Consider the following 23075-nt stretch of genomic DNA (forward strand, 5'->3'; position numbering starts at 1 on the left):
CGCCAGCCGCGCAGGGTCGAGACATCTGGATTATCCACGCACATCGCCGGCATTGAAGTCATTCGGCTCAATACGAGTAGATCATCCCGAAGAACACGCCGCGCGCGCGTTCGTCGCCGGCGATCTTCAGGCGGTACTGCACGGACAGGTCGACATACGAACGCGGCGCATCGTACTGGCTGTCGCGGAACCAGTAACGCGTCGAAATCCCCACGCCCGCGCCGAACGGAATGCTGTGATTGACGCTGGAATCGTAGTCGGCGCCGATCACCGCGTAGGGGAACACCGTCCACTTCGGGCTGTAGCTGTCCATGCGGAAGGTGCGGCCCAGTTGCAAATTGGTGGTCGCGTAGACCGAGCCGGTGTTCAGATAGGCGCCCGTTTCGGCATAGAGCTTCGCGGTCCACCATGACGGCACGTCCACGCGGCGTTCGATGCCGAAGCCGCCCGAATACGCGAGCCGCGCGAGCCAGTCCGGGTTGACGCGCGAGCCGATCGGAATGATCCGTTCGAAGGCGACGATCGCGTCGATCTGCGAGAACGGCTTGGCGCGCGCGCCGACGGTGGCCTGCAAGGTCTCCGCGCCGCTCGCGCCGCCGTTCTTCACGCCGAAGCTTTCGTAGCCGCGCGCGTACAGTTCGAGCATCCGCTCGCCGAGACTGCCGAACGGACGCCAGTACGCTTCCACGCCGGCTTGCCAGTTGTTCGAGGTGCCGGGCGTCGGCGACGACGCATAGCCCGGCTGCATGCCCGCGCCGCGATAATTGAGCGACGTATTGAAGCCCCAGTCGCGCGTCACTTCGGCGTGCGCGCTGCGCATGTCGTTCAGTTGCACGGGCGTCGGGGACGGCGTGTCGCCGGCGGGGCTCGCGCTCGCGTCGATCGCTTGCTCGAAGTAGCGCGCGGCCTCGCGATTGCGATGCGCGTGGAGCGCCGCATAACCCGCGTCGGCGTGGGCGGCGGCCGGCAGGGTGCCGGCCTCGTCGGCCATGCTGAAGCGCTGGTAGGCGACGCGGTTGTTGCCGGCGCGCTGCGCGATGTACGCGGCGCTCATGTCGGGCAGCGCGTCGAGCATGCCGGCCGCAAGCATCTGTTGGGCTTCGTGCGTCGCGCCGCGTTGATCGCCGGCTGCGCTCAGTGCGTTGATCAATTGCACGCGATGCTGCGGATCGTCGGGCGCGGCCTTCACCGCGTCGCGTGCATGGGCTACGGCAGCGCTTTTGTCCTTTGCGGCGGCGGCCAACGTCGCGGCGCGCGCCGCCGCGAAGCCGGGATCGGCGGCGTAGACGTCGCAGCTCGCGCCGAACCGGTCGACAACGCAGTCGATCACCGGGCGACGGGCGGGGTCGAGGGAAAGTTGCGGGGGGTTTGGTGCGCTCGAAGCGCTCGAAGCGCTCGGTGCGTTCGGTGCGTTCGATGCGTTCGGTGCGTTCGATGCGTTCGGTGCGCTCGATGCGTTCGATGCGTTCGATGCGTTCGATGCATTCGGTGCGTTCGAAGCATTCGGTGCGTTCGAAGCATTCGGTGCGTTCGGTGCGTTCGGTGCGTTCGGTGCGTTCGGTGCGTTCGGTGCGTTCGGTGCGTTCGGTGCGCTCGAAGCGCTCGATGCGCTCGATGCGCTCGATGCGCTCGATGCGTTCGATGCGTTCGGTGCGTTCGAGGCATTCGGTGCATTCGAAGCGTTCGAAGCATTCGGTGCGTTCGACCCAACAAAGCCGCTCGCTGCGCGAGCACCGCCCGCCGCCTCGCCACCCGCGCCCACCCCACCCAACGCCTGCCGCGCCCGCTGGCGACGCAGCGCAATCGCCGCATCCGTGTCGTCACCGCCCGCCTTCAGCGGCGCGAGCAGATCGAGCGCGCGCCGCGGCTGCCCTTGCGCGATCCACACATCGGCGATGATCGCGCGCGCCACGCGCTGATCGCGCTGCGTGGCGCCAGTGAGATGCAATGCCTTGTCGAAGTCCGCCTCCGCCTCGACCGTCCTGCCTTGCGCGGCCAACGCGTAGCCGCGCAGCGTGAGCGGCATGATCGCCGTATCGTTGGCCGCGACCGCCGCGCTTGCCGCGGCCTGCGCACCCGGCAGATCGTTCGCAGCAAACAGCGCGTCGATCAGTTGCAGACGATAGCCGAGGTGGTCCGGCGCATAAGCGACGGCCTCGCGCGCGAGTGCCACGGCCTCCACGTCATCGCCCTGCTGTCGCGCCGCTTGCGACGCCGCGGACGGCCTCGGCGCAAGCCGGCTGCCGATAAAGCCGCGGCGCAAGCGCAACTCGTCGCTGTCGCCGAAGCGCTTGACGGCATCCTGATCGGCGTTCCACGCGTCGCTGTCGTGACCCGCCGCGCTCGCCGCGTCGATGAGAAGCAGGCGCAGCCGCAGCAGATCGGGACGCAGCGCGACCGCCTGATTCGCATACTTGACGGTCCCCGCGAAGTCCTTCGCCGCATACGCTTTGTAAGCCTGCCGCGCGGCGTTGAGCGCGGCCCCGCTCAACGCGTTCGGATCGCCCGGTTGCCGACGGGCCGGACGGGCGACCGCGCGCGTCGACACGTTGAGCGCGTCGATCTGCTTGCGGCGCGCCACCAGCGCCGGATCGCCGCCGAGCTGCGCGATGGCGTCGCCGAGCGAGCGGCTCGCCTCGCCATAACGGCGTTGCGCGGCCAGCGCGTTGGCGAGCAGCACCCGCAGCGATACGACGTCGGGCCGCTGACGAATGGCCTCGCGCGAGCGCGCGACGGCGCCCGCGTAGTCGCCGCGACCGTAGGCGTCGTACGCTTCCTGGGCGACGCGGTAAGCGGCGCCGGTCAACGGCAGCGTGTCCTGCCCGGATGCAGCCGGGCGCGGCGCGTTCGCCGCGCCTTGCGCGCAGACCGGGCCGCTCACGCACAAAGCGCCGGCCAGCATCGCGGCCGCGACCGCACGCAGGGTGAAGGCCGGAGCTTGAGCTTGAGCTTGAGCCGATGCCGATGCCGGAGCCGGAGCCGGAGCCGGAGACGGAGCCCGAACCGATACCGAAACCGGAGCCGATGCGCCATAAGCCGCCACCAAGGACTCGCTCAAAGACCGACCCAAAGACCGGCTCAAAGACCGACCCAAAGAATCAGCCAAAGCCCCCGCCAAAACCACCGAACCTGAAGACGAAAGCGACGACGAAACCCGCGCCATCCCCGCACGCCGGTTGAAAAATGAATCGATCATTCGGAGGCCGCCAGAGCGCCCTGCAGGCGGCGCTGTTGCTGGATTACGTTGTCGAGCGCGTCGGGCGAGATCACGCCGCGCGCCACCATGTAGTCGCCGATCCGGCCGTGCCGGTCCGGGCGGTAGTCCTGCATCGCCGCTTCGAACGCCTCGCGGCGCACGTGGCCGTGCTCGATCAGCAGATCGCCGATCAACGGCACGCTGCGCGCCGGCACGGGCACGGCCGCGGCCTCGCCGGCGGCGCCGCGTGCCGCCGCGCCCTCGCCTTCCGGCCAGCCGATCGCGACGCCGCGCAACAGACGCAGCCCCGCGGCGATCTCGCCTTCGCGGACGATCTCCTGCTGCACCGGCCCGCCCGCCAGCGCGCCCAATTCCGCGACCACCGGCTCCGCCAGCGGACTCGCGGTCAGCAAGATCGTGCGCCCGCCCGCCTCGTCGGCTTGCGGCAACACGCGATGCCGCACGATCGCCTCGAGCGGCAGCCGCGCGGCGTCCGCCTGAACGCGTTCGACGTCCAGCCGGCCACGCGGCAAATCGGACTGGAAGGCGATCGCTTCGGCGAGCGTTTCCTCGTCGAGCCAGCCCTTGGCCATCAGCACGCGGCCGAGCGGCGCCTCGCGCGCATGGCTTTCGCCGAGCGCCTGTTCGAGCTTGTCAGGGTCGATCGCCTGCCACGACAGCAGCAATTCGCCCAGGCGCTGGCGTCGATTATTGAAGCCCTCCGCGGACGGAAAGTCGTGCATGGTCTTGTCCCATGCGAGCCGCTTGCCCGTCACCAGATGCGTGATGAACATCTTCCATGCGCGCGAGACGGCCATGAAATTGACGAAGTTGCCCACCACCATGCGCGGCACCGACAGCACGCCATGCTCCCAGCCGTACAGGCGGGTCACGAAGTAGATCCGCTGCACGACGCGCAACACGAGCGCACAGCCGTTGGCCCACAACAAGCCTTGCAGCCAGGCCGAATCGGCGAACGGCGAAGCGATCAGTTCCGGCATCCAGCCGAGCAGACCCGCGCCGGCGAACAGCAGGAACTGCGCGACCAGCACATACGCGAGAATGCCGACGAAGGCCGTGACGATCCCCTTGCGGTCACGGAACAGCAGATAGCGGTTAGTGAGCGAGCCGGTCCAGCCGGTCTGCTTCCACCCTTGCAAACCGATGCCGAGCGTCCAGCGCGCGCGTTGCCGGTAAGCGGTGCGGAACGTATCGGGAAAGAATTCGCGCACGCACAGCGGCATCGTCACGGTGATGTCGCGTTCCTTGCCGAAGCCGAACCACGCCTTGCGGCGCGTCGCGAACTGCACCGGAAAGCGCGCGAAAATCGACTGCATGCCCATCTTGCCCAGACGCGCGCCGACGTCGTAGTCCTCGGTCAGGCTTTCCGTGTTGAACGGCTGGTTGTCGGTCTCGGCGATCAACCCGAGCAGCGCGCGCCGCGAAAAACAGGTGCCCACGCCCGCCGAGGGCACCGAGCCCACCAGGCTCTCGCGCACCACCAGATCTTTCGCGTGCCATTCGGCGAACTCGTCCATGTAGGTGCCGGCCACGAGTTCGAACCAGTTGCGCTCGAGCGACGCCACCGGCAACTGGATCATGTCCTTGCGCGGCAGCAGGTAGTTGAAAAAGCGCAATTCCACCGGATGCAGCACGTCCTCGCTGTCGTGCAGCACCACGCCCGCGAACTCGATGCCGGCTTCCTTCTCGTACTTGAAGATCGCCTGGATCACCCAGTTCAGGCAGTCGGCCTTGCAGGTCGGACCGTCGTGCGGCACTTCCACGCGGCGCAACTGTTTGTAGCGGCGGCGCATGCGTTCCACTTCGGCGATGGTCTGCGGATCGTTCTGATAGGTGCCGACGAACACCACATAGTTGCGGTAGTCCATCACGCGCACCATGTCCTCGATCATGGCCGCGACCACGTCGTACTCGTGCCACGCGGGCACCATGATCGCGATCGGCTGCTCATCGCGCTGATACAACTGCGCGGCGGTGAGCGGCTTATAGGCGCGCTGCACCGTCAGGCGGCGATAAAGCAGCCGGGTCCAGTACCAGAGATCGATGAACAGATCGTCGAGACTGGACAGCAGGATGATGAACGCCACCGCCGCCGCGGCGTATTCGAGCCCGTGGTAGTAATGGGCGACCGCATAGCCGCCATACCATTCGATCAGCGCGAGGCTCACGACTTGTCCTGATGCCTGCGGCGCGCCACGTTGGCGATCAGCAGCAGGACGAGCAGCAACGCGACGAGCGCGGCCGGCACGCCCCAGCGCACCCAACCCTGCATGAACCACGGACCGTGCACGTCGCTCGCGTCGACCACCTCGCCGGGATGGCGCGTGTCGAACTGGCGCAGCGTGCCGCTCGCGTCGACGATCGCGAGGTCGCCGCGCGAGAGCCGCAGCGAGGCCGGCAGGATCGCCGCCGTGTCGCCCACCGTGCGATACGCGATGCCCGACACGTTGCCCGACCTGACCGCCTCGATCACGCCGACGCGGTTCAGACCCGACACGTCGGCGAGCATCTTGCCGGATGCGTCGGTGAGCGACAGGCGGTCTTTCGACAGACGCGCGACGCTCTTCTCGTCGGCGAGTGTGACGTCGGCGGCAAGGAAGGCGCCCTTCGGGTTCACCGCCTCGCCCTCGCGCGCGACGGTGAAGCTCGCGCGCGTCGGCGCGATGCCGCTCGCGTTCGCAAGGCGCGCGACACGCGACAGCACCAGGGTCGCGTCGTCGAGATACGAGGCCGGCACGATCACGTTCGCCTCCGACGCGAAGCGCGCCACCATGCCGGTGAAGTCGTCGTCGACCTTGGCGGCGGCGAGCGTCAGATGACTGCTCGGCAACACCGCGACCGGATGGCTCAGGCCGCGCTGGCAGCCGGCTTCCGGCTGGCGCTGGAACACCACGCGCAGCAGGTTGTTCGGCGCGAGCGCGTAATGCGGCACGCGCGCCTCGATGCGCTGAGGCTTGCCGTCGGCGCTGAGCAGTTGCGAGCCGATCAGCACGTCGTTGAAATACACCGAGGCGGTCTGCGCGCTGTTGCCGGGCGTGGGCGACGCGGCCACGTCGAGCACCACCGTCGACGGCAGCTTGCCGTTGCCGGACGCGGCGCCGAGGTCGAAATTCGCGTCCCAGGTGGCGCGGCCTTGCACGTCGAGCGTGCGCGGCTGGCCGCCGAGCAGCGACAGCGCGATTTCATCGCCGTGCGAATTCGGTGCGGTGTCGATCTGATGGACCACGAGACGGCTCGCCACGTCGATCGGACGCCACGTGCGCGCGAGCAGCGCCACGGCGTCCTTGTCGCCGAGCACGATCGCGGTTTGTCCGCCGAGGTGCGCGACCCGCACTTCGCCCGGCGAGAGCGGCTTCGCGACGGCGTCGAGCGCGCGGGCGCGCCATGCGTCGAATGCTTCGGCCGCGCCGGGGGCCGCGCTCGCCACCTGCTCGCGCAACGCGTCGAGCGTGCTCTTCAGCGTGCCGCGCAGCGCATCGTCGACGACGATCACGTCCGGCGCGAACGCCGCGCGCGGCGTGAGCGCGACCAGCGCGCCGGCTTCCGCCGCATTCGCCAGTTTGTGCGAGCCGCCCGCGGCCAGCGCGGCAAACGCCGGAATCGCGCGCAGCGGCGCGGGCACCTCGATGTCGCTCAAATCGACGGTGTCGCCCACGGCGGGCCAGGCGCGCGTCAGCGGCGCGCGGCCTTCGCGTTGCAGCAGCGCTTCGACGCGCCAGCCGGCATCGAACGCCGGCGCGCCCAAGGCGCGCGCGCCGAGCATGACAACCGGCTTCTGCGGCAATGCGCTCCACGCGCCGCGCAGATCGACGATCGCGTTCGGATCGTAGCGATAGGTCAGGCGCGAGGTCGGCGCGATGCGCCAGAGGTTGCCGATCGCGGTCTGATCGGTGCACACGTCGTCGCTCAACACCGACGACCAGTCGAGCCCCACGCGCACGAAACCGCTCGGCCGCGCCGCGCCGTCCACGCCGAGGCTCGCCGAGGCGTCGCCCTGCTCCTGCGTCGGACTGCGCGAGAGCACCGGCGAGCCGTCGAGCGACACCAGCAGGGTGGTACGCCCGCCGTTGCCGCGCAGATAGCCGCCGTCGATCTGCAACGACGCATCGCTCAAGGGCACGCCGGCCGGCACCGGCAGATACAGCTCCTGACGCGCGTCCGGCGCATGCAGCACGACCGGATCGCGCATGCCGAGATCGGCCAGCGATACGGTGCGTGTCGCGAGACGTCCGCTGCCGAGTTGCGCGAAACTGCCCGCGACGTCGGCCGGCTGTTGGGCGTGCGCGGCGGCGGCCAGCAACAGCAGCGCGGCGAGCGCGTTCGGGCGGGCGCGCGTGAAGCGGCGCATGGGCGTATCGGAGGTCACGTCGGAGATCACCTGGTTTTGTCTCTTGATTGGCGCGCAAGCGGCGAAACCGGATTGCGCGGCATGGATAGTCTGGAACTAGTCTGGAACGGTCAGCCCGGCGCTGCGCCAGGCTTTGCGTTGGATGTCCTCGCTCGCGGCGCTACCGGGGCGGCGAGCGAATCCCTGCAATAACGGCACCGCGGGGCGTTTCCTGAACCCCGCCGCGCATTCCGCGCGTATCTTTGCCTTCGCGAGATGCGCCGCGTTCGGCATATGCGCCGGCAAATGCACATGCACACGCACAACGAACACCAACCGCCATTCTCGCGCCTCGCGCTCGGACAGCGGCGTCCCGCTTCTCTTCTCTACTGCACAACGCCAGGCAGCGGCACGCGCGGCACATAAGGCATTTCGCCGATGCCGCCGCTCGCGAATTCCTCGAACGGACGTCCGCTCAGCGCCGCGACGATCCGCTCGGAGGCATGGCCGTCGCCGTATGGGTTGACGCGATGCGCGAACTCGTCGCGCTCGCGCGCGTCTTCGAGCAAGCCCGTCACCGCGCGCACGATCGCCTCGCGCGCCGTGCCGACGAGGCGCACCGTACCCGCCGCCACCGCTTCCGGCCGCTCGGTCACGTCGCGCATCACGAGCACCGGCTTGCCGAGCGCGGGCGCTTCTTCCTGCACGCCGCCAGAGTCGGTCAGGATGATCGTGGCGCGCTGCATCAGGCGCACGAAGCCGAGGTAATCGAGCGGCTCGATCAGATGAACGTTGCGCGCGGCGCCCAGCGTTTCCTGCACGGGACCGCGCACGTTCGGATTCAAATGGACCGGATAAACGATCTGCACCGCATTGGTTCGGGCGAGATCGGCGAGCGCCGCGCAAATGTTGGCGAAGCCCGCGCCGAAGCTCTCGCGCCGATGGCCCGTGACCAGCAGCAACGGCAGCGCGCCGTCGAGGAACGGCAGGCGCGCGTCGAGTTCGGCGCGCAACGCCGGGTTCGCGGCGATGCGCGCGGTGGTGAGATTGAGCGCGTCGATCACGGTATTGCCGGTTACGATCACCTTACCGTGCAGCGCTTCGTGCGCGATGTTCGCCTTCGAGCTCGCGGTGGGCGCGAACATCAGATCGCTCACGAGGTCGACCACGCGGCGGTTCATCTCTTCGGGCCAGGGCTGCACGAGGTTGCCGGTGCGCAGCCCCGCCTCGACGTGGCCGATCGGAATGCGGCGATGAAACGAGGCAAGCGCCGCCGCCGACGCCGTGGTCGTGTCGCCGTGCACCAGCACGCGATCCGGCTTGACCGTGGCGAGCACCTCGTCGAGCGAGGCGATCAGACGCGACGCGAGGCCGTTGAGCGTCTGGTTGCCGGTCATGAGGGCGAGATTGTGATGCGGCACGATCTCGAACAGATCGAGCACCTGATCGAGCATCTGCTGATGTTGCCCGGTGACGCAGACCACCGATTCGAGGTCGGCGCTCGCTTCCAGTTGCTTGACGAGCGGCGCCATTTTGATGGCTTCCGGCCGCGTGCCGAAAATCGACAGAATTCGCGTTGGCATGGGTCCTCGTTCTTCTTGAACTCGGTGGATGGAGGGCGATGCACCAGGCGCGATGCATGGATACCGCAGGCGTACTGCGGAAGAATTCTATCGCGTATTTCCGCCGTTTCCGTGGCGGATTTTCACTGGATTCGCGAATCGCGCAGCGGGCCGTGGCACAGCCATTGCTGCTCTTCGTTCGCCGGCAAACAACCCGTCGAGGCACACGCTGCCGAGGACGAGTCGCCGTTTTCAAGTCTCAATCCAGCACATCCACCGGTGGGAGGCCCCATGCTTCGATACGCTGCAATCTTCTTCGTGATCGCGATCATCGCCGCTGTATTCGGCTTTGGCGGCGTCGCCGCGGGCGCGGCGGAAATCGCGAAGGTTCTGTTCTTCATCTTCGTGGTGATCTTCCTCGTCACCTTGTTGATGGGCTTGATCCGACGCTGACCACCGCGTCGGCCGCGTCGGCGCGAAGCGCTTGCGCCGGCGCGGCTCGCGGCGGCCGCATTGCAATATTTGCCACACGGTCTTGCAATAGCTGCCGCCCGCGCCGGGTTTTACCGTTTCGCGCCCGCCATGCGCGCGGGAAATGGCGGTATTCCGATGAGTGCGGAGCGTGTGGAGTGGCGAGGAGTGCGAGCGCGGCGACGCTGAACCTCACGCCGCAGTACGGCTCGGGCCGCTGACCCGACGCCGGATTCAGGAGAAGTTTTCCGCTTCGTAAATGCGCCGCCCCGCGGCATCTTTCGCGCCGAGGATCGGCTCGAAATCGATCGGCCATTCGATGCCGATGTCGGGATCGCTCCACAGGATGCAGCGCTCGAGTTCCGGGAACCAGTATTCGGTGGTCTTCCACAGGCATTCGGCGACGTCGGAGAGCACCACGAAACCGTGCGCGAAGCCGGGCGGCACCCACACCTGCCGATAATTGGCCGCGCTCAGATACGTGCCGGACCATTTGCCGAAGTTCGGCGAATTGAGCCGCACGTCCACCGCGACATCGAACACTTCGCCGATCACCACGCGCACGAGGCGGCCTTGCGGACGCTGCACCTGATAGTGCAAGCCGCGCAGCACGCCGTGCACCGCGCGCGAATGACGGTCCTGCACGAAGTTGAAATCAGGCGCGACGTCCTCGATAAACTCGTCCGCGCTGAAGCTCTCGAAGCAGAAGCCGAATTCGTCGCAAAACACCTCGGGCTCGATGAGCTTGACCTCGGGCAACGCCGTCGACATTACGTTGTTGCCCATTGCCACTGTGCTCGTAAGAAGCCTGCCCGGCGAACAATGCGGCCCCGGGGGGCCGCGTGCAAACAGTCATGAAGCAGTCAGGAAGCGCGCCGCCGACGCGGCGCCTGCCTCGCGAATTACACCTCGGTCTACACCTCGGTCGCCACGCGGCTGCGCGCCCGATACTCGGTGGGCGAGAGCGCCATGCGCTTGCGAAAGATCTTCGCGAGACGATCGCCGTTGCCCGTGCCGCTGCGGCGCGCGATCTTATCGACCGGCAATTCGGTTTCCGTCAGGAAGTTGCAAGCAATGCGCAGCCGCACCTGCAGCAGATAGTCCGAGGGTGTGACGTGCATTTCGTGCTTGAAGCGCCGCAGGAAATTGCGCTCGCTCATCGCCGCCACCTGCGCGGCGTCGGCAACGGACACCTGACGGTCGCAGTTCGCCTCCATCCAGCGCGCGGCCGCACGAATTTTTTCGGCCACGCTGAGCGTGCCGCCTTCCGCCTGCAGCGGCACCCATGTGGCCGCCATGCCGGGCATCACGCGGTCGGCGACCCGGCGTGCCAACTCCGCGCCGAGATCGCGCTTGATGAACATCAGCGCGCTGCGGGCGCACTCGTCGCGATCGCTGGAGGCGGCCTCGGCCGCGACGCCGCCCAGATAGCGGGCCGCTTGCAGCGCGTCGTGGTCGGTGGGGCCGGCGGCTTCCAGCACGAGCCTGCCCTCGCCGATCGTTTCGATCGCGCGGGTGCGCATTTGCACCGAGCGCAGCCAGCCCAGCAAGCGCTCGTCGCGCGCCGCCGCGTGTGCGCCGTAGCCGCCCGCGATGAACAGCACGTCGAAGCCGCTGCCGTAGCGCGTGTCGATCCGGTCGGTCCAGATTCGCGCCAATGAGGAACTGGCGACGCTGCCGCCTTCCATCGAAAGAAACTGCACGTCGTAGGGCGGTTCTTCGCCGGCATGCGAGTCCGCCAGTTCGTTGGCGGTCTGGAACATCTCGACGACGGTGCCCGGCCCGAGCAGCCAGAAACCGTCGAACAGCAACACGCCGATTCGCCGCGCCACACTCCGCAAATTCGGAGCCGGCGTATGTAACCAGGTAACCCTCGCAGTATCAAGGTGCATATGCGGCATGATGTTTCCTCAAACTGTCGTTCGTTGTGGACCCATTGCTCCGCCGCCGGCTTATACGTCCAAATGAATTAGACGGCTTAAACCGCGGGCAAAGCCGATTAGCGGATTATGCGTGATGTTAGCGGAACGAATGGCTATAGTAAAACTTAAAATCAAATCACCATCGGCAAACGCAATGTATGAAGAAAACCTTGATCCGGCGTTTGATATAGCCGGCCGGGGCTGATGGCGCGACAGCGGCCGTTGGTCTTGCGTTGGTTTCGGACCACACCCGGAGAGCCGCATGGCGCTTGGCTTTGCGCCATCGTCCGGGCGGCTCGCATACCACCGAAGCACGCCGCGCGCGACAGCGCCGGCTCACCTGGCCCATCGAAAAGTGTTTCACATCTGAACTCCGGAATCCGGCGATTAATAGCGATTCAATCCGGCGCTTATTCGCAAATCAGGAATTTATCGGCATTATCATCGCCCTCGCTCCGCTTATTACCGAATCACCGGAATCGGGCATTTTCGGAAATATTTTCAGAGCGATCAAAAACGTTTCTAAAATGAAACATCCGGCGTTTTCAAGTCTGATTAATCGGCGGCGCGAATAAAGTCAGACGAAAAATCCGGGCGCGGCGGTGATCGACAAAATCCTGCGCCCGCATGCCGCCGTCACGTCATGCGCGATTCGTCGAGCGCCGCGCCTTCCACCGCCGCGTGGCGTGCGCGCCGCTCGCCGCGCTTGCGACGCAGTTGCGCGAGACGCTGCCGGCCGTGCGTCAGCGAGGCGACCGCATGAAACGCGAGCGGCGCGAACACCAGCCCGAACAGCGTGGCGGCCAGCACGCCGCCGAACACGCCGGTGCCGACCGAGCGGCGGCTCTCGGCGCCCGCGCCGCTCGACACGACCAGCGGCACGACGCCGAGCAGAAACGCCGCCGAGGTCATCACGATCGGCCGGAAACGCGCGCCGGCGGCGTCCGTCACGGCACGCGCCAACGGCGCGCCGCGCCGATGCAGATCGCGGGCGAACTGCACGATCAGGATCGCGTTTTTCGCCGCGAGGCCGATCACGGTGATCATGCCGACCTTGAAGTACACGTCGTTGGGCAGGCCGCGCAACAGCACCGCGGCGACGGCGCCGATCACGCCGAGCGGCACGACCATCAGCACCGCGAGCGGGATCGTCCAGCTTTCGTAGAGCGCCGCCAGCGCCATGAACACCGCCAGCAGCGACAGGCCGATCAGCAACGGCGTGAGCCGCGCGGCCACGGTTTCCTCGCGGGCCGCGTCGACCCAGTCGTAGCCGATGCCGACCGGCAACGCGGCGGCGAGCCGCTCCATTTCCGCCATCGCGGCGCCGGAACTGTAGCCGGATGCGGCGTGGCCGCTCACGTCGAGCGACGGATAACCGTTAAAGCGCGTCAGCATCACCGGACCGATGGTCCATCGGCGCGCCGCGATCGCCGAGAGCGGCACCATGCCGCCCGTCGCGTTGGGCACGGCGAGCGCCAGCAGATCGTCGTCGCTCATGCGCGCGGCGGCGTCGGCGGCGATCATCACGCGGCGCATCCGGCCGCCTGCCGGGAAGTCGTCGATATAGGTGGAGCCGAAGGTGCTGCCCAGCACCTCGGCGATGCGGTCGAACGACACGCCGAGCGCATACGCCTTCGCGCGGTCGACGACGAGTTCCACACGCGGCGCGTCGGGCAGCGCCTCCGAATGCACCGAGGCCAGCACGGGACTCGCCCTGGCCTGCGCGAACAGTTGCTCGCGCGCGGCCTTCAGCGCGTCGAGCCCGACTCCGCCGCGATCTTCCAGGCGGAAAACGAAACCGTCCGAATGCCCGAGGCCCGGCACCGACGGCGGCAGTTGCGCCTGCACGTCGCCATCCATGATCTTGTCGAACTTTTCGTTGAGGCTGTCACGCAGCGCGAGCGCGCCGGTGCCGCGCCTGTCCCAGTCCTTCAGTTCGACGAAGGCCATCGCCACGTTCTGCCCGCTGCCGGAGAAGCTCCAGCCGATCACGCTCGTGACGTTCGCGATGCCCGGCTCGCCGTGCAGGATGTTTTCCATGCGCTGCACGACGGCCAGCGTGCGTGCCTGCGTGGCGCCCGCGGGCAACTGCACCAACACCTGCAACTGGCCTTGATCCTCGCTCGGCAGAAAACCGCCCGGCATCCGCGCATACAGCACGCCGCAGACGCCGACCAGCACGACGTAAATCGCGAGCATCGGCCCGATACGGCGCAGCGTGCGCGCGGTGAGGGCGCGATAGGCGTTCGCGGCGCGATCGAAGCCCGCCGTAAAGCGGCTGGCCGCGCGCGCGGCGAGGCCCGCCACACCGCGCCGCGCGTCGCGCTGACGAACCGATTGCCGCTGCGGCTTCAGCAGATTCGCGCACAACGCGGGCGTCAGCGACAACGCCATGAACGACGACACCAGCATCGACGCGATCATCGCCACCGCGAACTGCCGGTAAATGCCGCCGACGCCGCCCGGAAAGAACGCCATCGGCACGAACACCGCCGTCAACACCGCGGTCACGCCGACAATCGCGCCGCCGATCTGCGACATGGCCTTGCGCGTGGCCTCGCGCGGCGGCAGATGCTCTTCCTCCATCACGCGATGCACGCTCTCGACCACCACGATCGCGTCGTCGACGAGAATGCCGATCGCGAGCACGAGGCCGAACATCGTGAACACGTTGATCGACAGGCCGCACGCGTACATCGCGAGAAACGCGCCCATCAGCGTGACCGGAATCACCACGGTCGGCACGAGCGTGTAGCGCAGATCGCGCAGGAACAGCCACATCACGAAGAACACCAGCGCCACGGCTTGCGCGAGCGTGACGAGCACTTCATGAATCGCGATCTGCACGAAATGCGCGTTGTCGAAAGGGATTTCGACGGCGACGCCGGGCGGCAAGCCTTTGGATAGTTCGGCAAGACGCGCGCGAATCGCGTTCGACGTTTCGAGCGCGTTGCCGCGCGGCCCGAGTTGAATGCCGACCGTTGCCGCGGCCTTGCCGTTCAGCCGCGACCAGAACGCGTAGTTGTCGCGCCCGAGTTCGACCCGCGCGATGTCGCGCAAGCGCACCGCCGAGCCGTCGGGCCGCGCCTTGATGACGATCTGGCCGAATTCGGCCGGCGAGATCAGTTGCCCTTTCACGCTCACCGAGGCCGTCAGTTGCTGGCCCGGCACGAACGGCGCGTCGCCCAGCGTGCCCGCCGTCACGGCCGCGTTTTGCGCGGCGATCGCGGCGTTGACTTCGGCGGCGCCGAGTCCGTACTCGCGAAGCTTCATCGGATCGAGCCAGATGCGCAGCGCTTCGTCGGCGTCCCAGAGTTGCGCGGAGCCCACGCCCGGCGCGCGCTTGAGTTCGCGCAACACATAGCGGCTCAGATAGTCGCTCAGTTGCACGGAGTCGCGCGTGCCGTCCGTGGAGGTGAGCGCGACCAGCATCAGGAACGTGTTGGCCGACTTGAACACGGTGATGCCCTGCTGCACGACCTGCTGCGGCAAGCGCGGCTCGACCTGCTTGAGGCGGTTCTGGATGTCGACGAGCGCGAGGTCGGGATTGGTGCCGGGCGCGAAGGTCGCGTCGATTTCGAGCTCGCCGAGGTTGTCGCTGGTTGTCTGGTAGTACAGCATGTTGTCGGCGCCATCGAGGCTTTCCTCGATGATGCTGCCGACATTGGCGTCCACCACTTCGGTCGACGCGCCCGGATACGTCGCCGCAATGACGATGCGCGGCGGCGCAAGACGCGGATACTGCGCGACCGGCAGCAGCGGAACCGCCAGCGCACCCGCCACGACGACGGCGAGCGCGACGATCCACGCGAAGACCGGGCGGTCGATGAAGAAGAAAGGCACTTAGCGGTCCGGGATGGGCGGCTCGAAGCGCGGGGCGTCGACGAGGCGAGCCATATGCAGCGCGTCGGCCAACACTCCGTCGCGCAGGGCATAGGCGCGCGAGCGGCCTTCTTCGACAAAGCCGAACTTGCGATACAGCGCGATCGCCGGTGCGTTGTCGACGAACACCCTCAGTTCGATGCGCCGCAATCCGAACGAGCCGTCGGCGGCTTCCGTCAGCGCCCGCAGCAGCGCGGTGCCGACGCCGCGCCCGTGGAACGCATCGTGCACGACGAGACCCAGTTCAGCGCTGTGCGCTCGGCTCGGCCTGTAAATGTGGAGTCCCGCTTGCCCGACCATGCGGCCGTCCAGCCACGCGCCGACATTCAGCGTGTCTTTCAGCCGGCGCTCGTGCCAGGCGCGCAGGTTTTCAGCGCTGCGATAGCCGATGGTCAAAGTGCCGCGCCGCACCTCGGGTTGACTCATGACCTCGGCAAATTCGTCGATATCGGACGGTTCGAGCGCTCGCACCGTGATGCGGTTCTCCACCGCTGCATGAGTGGCTTGCAACGTTTCTTCTTGCATGGCTTTATTCCGCTGCGATGGGGGTCGCCGATTGCGTCGCCCTGTGCATCGACATCAGCGGCGCGGCGTCGCGCAACCGCGCCATGAAATAGCAGTCGATCAGCACGCCGCGGCGCAACACCGCGCCGCGCTGCCGCGCCTCGATCTCGAAGCCGAACTTGCGGTACAGCGCGAGCGCCGCGTGGTTGTCGGCGAATACGTGCAACTCGACGCGGCGCAGGCCGAGCCAGTTGTCAGCCAGATCGAGCAGTTCAGTCATCAGCGCATTGCCGATGCCGCGCCGATGCCATGCGTCGTGCACGCCGATGCCGATCGAACCGGCATGCGAGCGGCGTCCCTTCAAAGGCGTCAATTCCGCTTCACCAACCAGCGTGTCGCCGATGATCGCCGCGATCGCGATCTCCGTGGGCTCCAGTTTTTCGAGGTACTCGCGGGTACTGGCGAGCGTTCGAAATGGCGCGTGCGGATTGCCGTTGACCACCGCCGGCAACTGCTGCATGGCGTGGAACTGCTCGGCGTCGGCGGGGCGCAGTGCGCGCAGCGTCAAGCCCTCGGGTGTGCTCTCGGGTTTTTCTGTTTCGAGGTGTTGATCCATACGCTCACAACGTCAATTCAAACGATCTCACCAGAATGCCGGGCAATTGCATGCCGCCCGTGGCGCGCTCGCCCCAGGTCGAATCGCTCAGCAGCAATTCCGCTTGCGCGCCGAGTTGTTCGAGTTCGCTGCCGAGCAAACGGTACAGGCTGTCGTCGAAGCGCATCGCCTCGAGCGGCGCGACGATCTCGCCGTCCTCCACCCAGAACGTCGCGAAGCGCGTCATGCCGGTGAGGCGGCAATTCATCCGGTCGGAGAAATTCACGTACCACAGGTTGCCGATATAAAGACCGGTGCCGAGTTTCGCCAGCACGTCGTCTTCCGGCAAATCGCCGCCTTGCATCGAGAGCGCCGCCGGCGACTCGCTCGCCAAGGCGCCGTTCGGCGTCAAACCGTATTCGCGCGCGCTGCGTGGGTTGGTCAGGCATTCGGCGCTGCGGCCGGCCTCGATCAACGGCACGGTGTCGCGCAGATAGCCGTCGTCGTTGAAGCCGGGTGTGATGCCGAGCGTCAGATCCTCGCTGATCGTCACGCGCGGGTCGAGCGCGATTTCTCCCACATGCAGCTTGTACAACTCGCTGCGCGAGCTTGCCTGGGCGCGCGCGGAAAAGCCGCTCCATGCAGCCGTGCCGAGCAATTCCGCGAGCGCCGCGGGTGCCAGATACGCGCGGTAACGTCCCGGCGGCAAGGCGCGCGGCGTGCGCGCGAGCACGCCGAGACGGCTTGCCGCCTGTTCGAGCTTGTGCGCGAACACGGCATCGCTCCAGTCGTCGCCGGCGTAAGCGGTCTTGATCGCGCGGCCGCTCGGATCGTAGAGCGACCAGCTGAAATTGAAGTTGTCCACTTCGTACCAGCCGCGGCTGCCGCTCGTGGACGCGAAGCCGCGCACGATGGTGCCGCCCGCGTAGAAGCCGACGAAATCGAGCCCCCGCGCGCATTCGGCAACCGTGCGCAACAAGCCGTCCGGGTCCGGCAGCTTGCCGGAGCGCTGCGTGCTTCGCTGCCATGCCGATGCGTCGAACAGCAGATGCGGATCGTCCGCCGCGCCGCGCAAGCCTTCACGCAAGGCGGCGAGCGCCGCGCTGATTTCGTCGAGGTCCTGTTGCGGATCGCCGCATACGGTCAGCGTCGAATAAGCCTGGCGCGCGCCGTCGATCAGGCGCAAGGTCAGCTTGCCTTGCGACACGCTGCCCGTCTGCCGCACCTTGCCGCCATTGAAGCGGATGAAGTCCGACTGTTCTCCCGCGAACGAACTGAGCGTGGTTTCCGCGCCTTGCCGCAGGCGCTCGATCGCATCGGCGAGCAAGGTGAAGTGCCGCTGCCAATCCACCGACGTGGCGGCGCGCGAGGACATGAACTGGCTCATCAGGCGCCTCCGAACACGTCGACGTTGCTGAACACGCAAGCCGGCGACGCATGGCCCACGCGAATGATCTGCGCGGGTTCGCCCTTGCCGCACATCGACGTGCCGTACACCTCGCGCGTGGCCGCATTGCCCACCGCGCTCAGGCTGCGCCAGAAATTCGCCGAGATGCCGCGATAGTTCGGCTGCTTCACCACTTGCGTGAGCTTGCCGTTCTCGATCAACTGGCCGAATTCGCAGCCGAACTGGAATTTGTTGCGATGGTCGTCGATCGACCAGGACGTGTTCGTGCGCATCAGAATGCCGTGCTCGATGTTGCCGATCATCTCGTCCAGCGAACTCGCGCCGGGCTCGATGTTCAGATTCGCCATCCGGTCGATCGGCGGCCGGTTCCAGTTCGACGCGCGCGAATTGGCGACGCCCGGCATGCGCGCGCGTTGTTGCGACAGCGCGCCGCCGAGCGGACGTTCGAGCACGCCGTTGCGGATCAGATACTGCTTGTGCGCTTCGCTGCCGTCGTCGTCGAATGCGTAGGACGCGGCTTCCTCGCGCAGTTCGGGATCGAACGTGACGTTCAGCAATTCCGAGCCATAGCGATACGAGCCGAACATCTCCTGCTTCACGAAGCTCCAGCCCGCGAAGTTGCGCTCGTCGCCGAGAATCCGGTCGAGTTCGAGCGGATGCCCGATCGACTCGTGAATCTGCAACATCATCTGATCGGGCATCAGCAGCAGATCGCGCTGGCCCGAAGGGCAATTCGGCGCGGCCAGCAATTGCAGCGCCTCGCTGGCGACGCGCACACCCGCGCCGTCGAAGCCGAAGCGCGCCAGCACTTCCACGCCGCCCTGCGCGAGCGTGCCGTAGTTGCCGCCGAGCGTGCGCACCTGGGTATCGCCGTTCGCGTGCGCGGCCACGCTCAGTTGCGGCATCAGGAAGCGGAACTGCTGGTCGATGCGTACGCCGTCACCGGTCATGTAAAGCTGGTCGGTATGGATGATCTGCACGGACGCTACGCGCTCGACGATCCGTGCATCGAGATTCGCGCTCGCGCATTCGGCGCCCAAACGGTCGAGCCATTCGGCGCGGCCCGGCAGCGCACGTTGCGCGTTCGGCGACAGGTAGTGCCCGCTCGCCGTGGGCCGCGCCACCTCGCGATGATCGATCAGCGACACCGCCGCGCTCGCCTCGGCGCGCGCGGTGGCGATGTCGAGCGCGGCCTGCAGGCCGGCTGCGGAAAGATTCGCGGTGGCCGCGTAGCCCGCTCCCGCGCCCACCCACGCGATCAGCATCGCGCCGCGGTCGCGCACCGAGCGCAGCGGCTGCGCGACGTCGTTGCGAATCTCGTGGTCGTCGATCTGTTCGTCGACAATGCGCAGCGACCAGAAGGCCGCGCGGCTCTTCAGCGTGCGGGCGGCGTGCGCCCAACGTTCGTCAATCATTGGCGGTTTCCGTATGAGTCGCCATCACGCCCGGCTGCGCGACGGTCAGCGAGGACGCCAGCAAAGACCGCGTATAAGGATGCGACGGCGCGTGCAGTACGTCGAGCGTGTCGCCGGCTTCGACAATGCGCCCCGACTTCATCACGATCACGCGATGCGCCATGGCTCGCATCACGGCGAGATCGTGCGTGATGAACAAAAAGCTTAGCTTGTACTTTTTCTGCAGATTTGTCAGCAGGTTCAGCACCTGTTTCTGGATCGATACGTCGAGCGCGCTGGTCGGTTCATCGAGCACGATGAGTTCGAGCTGCACCGCGAGCGCGCGCGCGATCGCAATGCGCTGACGCTGCCCGCCGGAGAATTCATGCGGATAGCGCAGCATCGCGTCGGCGGGCAGGCCCACTTCTTCCAGCAAGCTGCCCACGCGCGCGCGCCGCGCCTTCGGGTTCACTTCGGGACGATGCACGGCAAGCCCTTCGCCGATGATCTGCTCCACCGTCATGCGGGGCGACAGCGAGCCGAACGGGTCCTGAAACACGACCTGCATGCGCGCATAGAGCGCCCGGCGGGACGTCGCGCTCTTGAGCGTCGACAACGGCATGCCGTCGATATGAACGTGGCCTGCCGCCGGCTGCTGAAGGCCGAGCACCGCGGCGGCCAGCGTCGATTTGCCGGACCCCGATTCGCCGACGATGCCGAGCGTCTCGCCGCGCCGCACGCTCAGATCGACCTCATGCACCGCGCGAAACGTCGAGCGTCTGAACATCGAACGCCAGCCTTTCGCGGACGTGCTGTAGTCGACGGCAAGCCCCTGCACTTCGAGCAAACGCCGCGCGCCGGCTTCAACCGGTTCGAGCGCGCGTTGCGGCTCGCTGTCGAGCAGGCGTTTCGTGTACGGATGCCGCGGATCGGCGAATAGCGCTTCGGTCGTATTGGTTTCGACCAGCACGCCCTTCTCCATCACCGCGACGCGCTGCGCAAAACGCTTCACCAGATTCAGATCGTGCGTGATCAGCAGTACGGCCATGCCGCGGTCGGCGGCTTCCTGTTCCTGCAATGCGAGCAACAGATCGACGATTTGCTGGCGCACGGTGACGTCGAGCGCGGTGGTGGGCTCGTCGGCGAGCAGCAAACGCGGACGGCACGCGAGCGCCATCGCGATCATCGCGCGCTGCCGCTGGCCGCCCGACAGTTGATGCGGAAAACTGTCGATGCGCCGTTCCGGCTCGGGAATGCCCGTGCGCCTGAGCAACTCGATGCCGCGCTCGCGCGCCGCGTTCGGCCGCAAGCCTTCGTGCAGGCGCAGACTTTCGGCGATCTGCTTGCCGATCGTGAAGAGCGGATTGAGCGCCGTCATCGGCTCCTGAAACACCATCGCCACATCGGCGCCGCGAATGCCGCGCATCTGCTGCTCGGTTTTTTGCAGCAGATCGTCGCCGTCGAGCAAGATGCGGCCGCTCAATTCGGCTTGCTCCACGAGACGCAAGATGGATAACGCGGTCACGCTCTTGCCCGAACCCGATTCGCCGACCAGGGCCACGCGCTCGCCGCGCGCGATCGAGAGGCTCAATTCATGCACCGCGATCGTGTCGCCGAAACGCACGGAGAAGCGGTCGATTTCCAGCAAGGGGCGGCTCGGCACTGCATCGCTCATCGCGGACCTCCGCCGAACGCCGAACCGCGCGAGCGCGTGTCGAGCGCATTGCGCAACGCGTCGCCCATGAAGGTCAACAGCAGCAGCGTGATCACCAGCGCGGCGAACGCGGACATCGAGATCCACCACGCGTCCAGATTGTTCTTGCCTTCCTGCAGCAACTCGCCGAGGCTCGGCGTGGGCGGCGGCACGCCCAGGCCGAGAAAGTCGAGGCTCGTCAGCGAGAGAATCGCCGCGCTCATGCGAAACGGCAGAAAGGTGATCACCGGCGTAAGACTGTTCGGCAACACATGACGCCACATGATCTGCCAGTTGCCGAGGCCCATCGTGCGCGCCGCCTTCACGTAATCGAGCGAGCGGTTGCGCAGGAATTCGGCGCGCACGTAGTCCGACAGCACGAGCCAGCCGAACAACGAAAGCAGGATGAACAGCAGCCATAACGTCGGCTCGAAGATCGACGCGAAGATGATCAGCAGGTACAGGTCGGGCATCGAACTCCAGATTTCGATCAGACGCTGGCCGATCAGATCGGTGCGTCCGCCGTAAAAGCCCTGCACGGCGCCCGCCGTCACGCCGATCACCACGCCGGAGACGGTCAACGCCAGCGCCATCAATACCGACAAGCGGAAGCCATACAGCAAACGGGCGAGCACATCGCGGCCGTACTGATCGGTGCCGAGCCAGTTGCTCGACGTGGGCGGCGCCGGATACGGATGCGCGGCGAAATAGTCGATGGTGTCGTAGTGAAAATGATTCGGCGGATAGATCGCGAAGTTGCCGTTCGATTCGAGCCGCGAACGGATATACGGATCGAGGTAATTCGCACGCGCCGGAAAATCGCCGCCGAACAGGGTCTCCGAATAGTCCTTCACGATCGGAAAATAGTAGCGGCCGTCGTAGCGCACGACGAGCGGGCGATCGTTGGACAGCACCTCGCCAAGCAGGCTCACCACGAACAGCGACGCGAAGATCACGAGGCTCCAGTAGCCCAGACGCTGCCGCCTGAAGCGCAGCCACGTGCGCCGCCACGGCGACGGCGAGGCCGCGTGCGCCGCGCCGGAGGCGTCAGCGGTCCAGGCGGTTGAATTGGATGCGGGGGTCGACGAGGACATAGCAGACGTCAGCAATGAGTTTGGTGATGAGGGCGATCAGCGTGAACAGAAACAGCGAACCGAGCACCACGGGGTAATCGCGGCGAATCACCGAGTCGTAGGAGAGTTGGCCCATGCCGTCGAGCGAGAACAGTGTTTCGATCAGCAGATTGCCGTTCAGGAACGCGCCGACAAAGGCCGCCGGCAAGCCGGTCAGCAACGGAATCGCGGCGTTGCGCAGCACGTGTTTCCACAGCACGTCGCGCTGCGGCGCGCCCTTCGCGCGCGCGGTCAGCACATACTGCCGGCCGATCTCTTCCAGAAAAGTGTTCTTGGTCAGAATCGTGACGATCGCGAAGTTGCCGACCACCGAGGCCGTGACCGGCATCACGATGTGCCACAGATAATCCAGCGCCTTGCCCAACGCGCTCAACTCGCCGAAGTTATCCGACGTGAGGCCGCGCATCGGAAACACCTGCCAGAACGTGCCGCCGCCGAACAGCATCAACAGCAGGACGCCCAGCACGAAGCCCGGAATCGCGTAACCGGCCAGCACCAGCACGCTCGTCACGGTATCGAAGCGCGAGCCGTTGCGCACCGCCTTGGCGATCCCCAACGGCACCGAGATCAGATACGTGAGCAGCACGGTCCACAGGCCGAGCGTGACCGAGACCGGCAGCTTCGAGCGAATCACCTGCCATACGCTGTCGTGCTGATAGTAGGACTGGCCGAGGTCGAACGTCGCGTAGTGCCTGAGCATCAGCAGATAGCGTTCGAGCGGCGGCTTGTCGAAACCGAACTGTTTCTTGATCTGCTCGATCTGCTGCGGATCGACGCCCTGGCTGCCGTGATAACCGCCGCCGCCCGCCCCGGCCTCTCCGCCACGGCCAGTGCCGTGGCGGAGTTGCGTCATCACCTGTTCGACCGGCCCACCCGGCACGAACTGCGTGACGACGAAGGTCAGCGTGACCACGCCGAGCAGCGTCGGCACCATCAACAGCAATCGTCTGAGAATGTAGGCAAGCAT

16 protein-coding genes are annotated in these 23075 nt (G+C 66.6%); 2 read left to right on the top strand and 14 right to left on the bottom strand.

The genetic code is table 11. The features are described from left to right. Positions 1-67: 67 nt before the first annotated feature. From CUJ90_RS11860 to wecB, 4 genes are all read right to left on the bottom strand, one after another. Entirely contained in the window at positions 68-2902 is a 2835-nt protein-coding gene (locus CUJ90_RS11860; protein WP_114162807.1) for an NfrA family protein, read from the bottom strand. Between the two features lie 290 nt (positions 2903-3192). After that, on the bottom strand, positions 3193-5385 hold the full coding sequence (locus CUJ90_RS11865; RefSeq protein WP_114162808.1) for a glycosyl transferase family protein: 2193 nt from the start codon (positions 5383-5385) through the stop codon (positions 3193-3195). Beyond that, positions 5382-7565, bottom strand: coding sequence for a cellulose biosynthesis cyclic di-GMP-binding regulatory protein BcsB (locus tag CUJ90_RS11870; protein ID WP_114162810.1), 2184 nt, complete (start codon positions 7563-7565; stop codon positions 5382-5384). The genes CUJ90_RS11865 and CUJ90_RS11870 overlap by 4 nt, the downstream gene beginning before the upstream one ends. Positions 7566-7930: 365 nt before the next feature. After that, positions 7931-9127, bottom strand: coding sequence for a non-hydrolyzing UDP-N-acetylglucosamine 2-epimerase (gene wecB, locus CUJ90_RS11880; RefSeq protein ID WP_114162813.1), 1197 nt, complete (start codon positions 9125-9127; stop codon positions 7931-7933). Positions 9128-9397: 270 nt separating this feature from the next. Between wecB and CUJ90_RS11885 the strand changes: the two genes are divergently transcribed. Then, on the top strand, positions 9398-9559 hold the full coding sequence (locus CUJ90_RS11885; protein WP_073430090.1) for a DUF1328 domain-containing protein: 162 nt from the start codon (positions 9398-9400) through the stop codon (positions 9557-9559). Between the two features lie 252 nt (positions 9560-9811). On the opposite strand, the gene rfbC is transcribed toward CUJ90_RS11885, so the two are convergent. Together rfbC and CUJ90_RS11895 are read right to left on the bottom strand one after the other, a co-directional pair. Further along, positions 9812-10363 (bottom strand): dTDP-4-dehydrorhamnose 3,5-epimerase, encoded by a 552-nt coding sequence (gene rfbC / locus CUJ90_RS11890; RefSeq protein WP_073430091.1) that lies wholly within the window; start codon positions 10361-10363, stop codon positions 9812-9814. Between the two features lie 128 nt (positions 10364-10491). Continuing rightward, a complete protein-coding gene (locus tag CUJ90_RS11895) occupies positions 10492-11478 on the bottom strand; it encodes a GlxA family transcriptional regulator (protein WP_073430092.1) in 987 nt (328 codons plus the stop codon). Positions 11479-11768: 290 nt separating this feature from the next. Between CUJ90_RS11895 and CUJ90_RS11900 the strand changes: the two genes are divergently transcribed. Next, on the top strand, positions 11769-12074 hold the full coding sequence (locus CUJ90_RS11900) for a hypothetical protein (RefSeq protein WP_161553692.1): 306 nt from the start codon (positions 11769-11771) through the stop codon (positions 12072-12074). Between the two features lie 61 nt (positions 12075-12135). Here CUJ90_RS11900 and CUJ90_RS11905 read toward each other — a convergent pair whose 3' ends face one another. From CUJ90_RS11905 to CUJ90_RS11940, 8 genes are read right to left on the bottom strand one after another with little or no spacing between them, the layout of a single operon-like run. Continuing rightward, entirely contained in the window at positions 12136-15342 is a 3207-nt protein-coding gene (locus CUJ90_RS11905) for a multidrug efflux RND transporter permease subunit (RefSeq protein ID WP_114162816.1), read from the bottom strand. Beyond that, positions 15343-15906: a GNAT family N-acetyltransferase gene (locus CUJ90_RS11910; protein WP_114162817.1), complete on the bottom strand. Its 564-nt coding sequence runs from the start codon at positions 15904-15906 to the stop codon at positions 15343-15345. It abuts the gene before it with no gap. 4 nt (positions 15907-15910) lie between these two features. After that, positions 15911-16501: a GNAT family N-acetyltransferase gene (locus CUJ90_RS11915; protein ID WP_073430095.1), complete on the bottom strand. Its 591-nt coding sequence runs from the start codon at positions 16499-16501 to the stop codon at positions 15911-15913. A 4-nt stretch (positions 16502-16505) separates the two neighbouring features. Further along, positions 16506-17867: a TldD/PmbA family protein gene (locus CUJ90_RS11920; protein WP_114162819.1), complete on the bottom strand. Its 1362-nt coding sequence runs from the start codon at positions 17865-17867 to the stop codon at positions 16506-16508. Continuing rightward, positions 17867-19303 carry a TldD/PmbA family protein gene (locus CUJ90_RS11925; RefSeq protein ID WP_114162820.1) on the bottom strand — a complete coding sequence of 479 codons (1437 nt, stop codon included), beginning with the start codon at positions 19301-19303 and terminating at the stop codon, positions 17867-17869. Before CUJ90_RS11925 ends, CUJ90_RS11920 begins: the two co-directional genes overlap by 1 nt. Further along, positions 19296-20957 carry an ABC transporter ATP-binding protein gene (locus CUJ90_RS11930; RefSeq protein ID WP_114162821.1) on the bottom strand — a complete coding sequence of 554 codons (1662 nt, stop codon included), beginning with the start codon at positions 20955-20957 and terminating at the stop codon, positions 19296-19298. Before CUJ90_RS11930 ends, CUJ90_RS11925 begins: the two co-directional genes overlap by 8 nt. Next, positions 20954-22069 carry an ABC transporter permease gene (locus tag CUJ90_RS11935; RefSeq protein ID WP_083084057.1) on the bottom strand — a complete coding sequence of 372 codons (1116 nt, stop codon included), beginning with the start codon at positions 22067-22069 and terminating at the stop codon, positions 20954-20956. The genes CUJ90_RS11930 and CUJ90_RS11935 overlap by 4 nt, the downstream gene beginning before the upstream one ends. Continuing rightward, positions 22023-23075, bottom strand: coding sequence for a microcin C ABC transporter permease YejB (locus tag CUJ90_RS11940; protein WP_073430100.1), 1053 nt, complete (start codon positions 23073-23075; stop codon positions 22023-22025). The genes CUJ90_RS11935 and CUJ90_RS11940 overlap by 47 nt, the downstream gene beginning before the upstream one ends.

The organism is Paraburkholderia terricola (assembly GCF_003330825.1).
GTDB classification, from domain to species: Bacteria; Pseudomonadota; Gammaproteobacteria; order Burkholderiales; family Burkholderiaceae; genus Paraburkholderia; species Paraburkholderia terricola.

Bases quoted from the DNA above. Each gene is read 5' to 3' on its own strand.
- rfbC (WP_073430091.1), bottom strand. From the start codon at position 10,363: ATGGGCAACAACGTAATGTCGACGGCGTTGCCCGAGGTCAAGCTCATC.
- CUJ90_RS11860 (WP_114162807.1), bottom strand. From the start codon at position 2,902: ATGCTGGCCGGCGCTTTGTGCGTGAGCGGCCCGGTCTGCGCGCAAGGC.
- CUJ90_RS11910 (WP_114162817.1), bottom strand. From the start codon at position 15,906: ATGCAAGAAGAAACGTTGCAAGCCACTCATGCAGCGGTGGAGAACCGC.
- CUJ90_RS11925 (WP_114162820.1), bottom strand. From the start codon at position 19,303: ATGATTGACGAACGTTGGGCGCACGCCGCCCGCACGCTGAAGAGCCGC.
- CUJ90_RS11940 (WP_073430100.1), bottom strand. From the start codon at position 23,075: ATGCTTGCCTACATTCTCAGACGATTGCTGTTGATGGTGCCGACGCTG.
- CUJ90_RS11935 (WP_083084057.1), bottom strand. From the start codon at position 22,069: ATGTCCTCGTCGACCCCCGCATCCAATTCAACCGCCTGGACCGCTGAC.
- wecB (WP_114162813.1), bottom strand. From the start codon at position 9,127: ATGCCAACGCGAATTCTGTCGATTTTCGGCACGCGGCCGGAAGCCATC.
- CUJ90_RS11915 (WP_073430095.1), bottom strand. From the start codon at position 16,501: ATGGATCAACACCTCGAAACAGAAAAACCCGAGAGCACACCCGAGGGC.
- CUJ90_RS11885 (WP_073430090.1), top strand. From the start codon at position 9,398: ATGCTTCGATACGCTGCAATCTTCTTCGTGATCGCGATCATCGCCGCT.
- CUJ90_RS11930 (WP_114162821.1), bottom strand. From the start codon at position 20,957: ATGAGCGATGCAGTGCCGAGCCGCCCCTTGCTGGAAATCGACCGCTTC.
- CUJ90_RS11870 (WP_114162810.1), bottom strand. From the start codon at position 7,565: ATGCGCCGCTTCACGCGCGCCCGCCCGAACGCGCTCGCCGCGCTGCTG.
- CUJ90_RS11895 (WP_073430092.1), bottom strand. From the start codon at position 11,478: ATGCCGCATATGCACCTTGATACTGCGAGGGTTACCTGGTTACATACG.
- CUJ90_RS11920 (WP_114162819.1), bottom strand. From the start codon at position 17,867: ATGAGCCAGTTCATGTCCTCGCGCGCCGCCACGTCGGTGGATTGGCAG.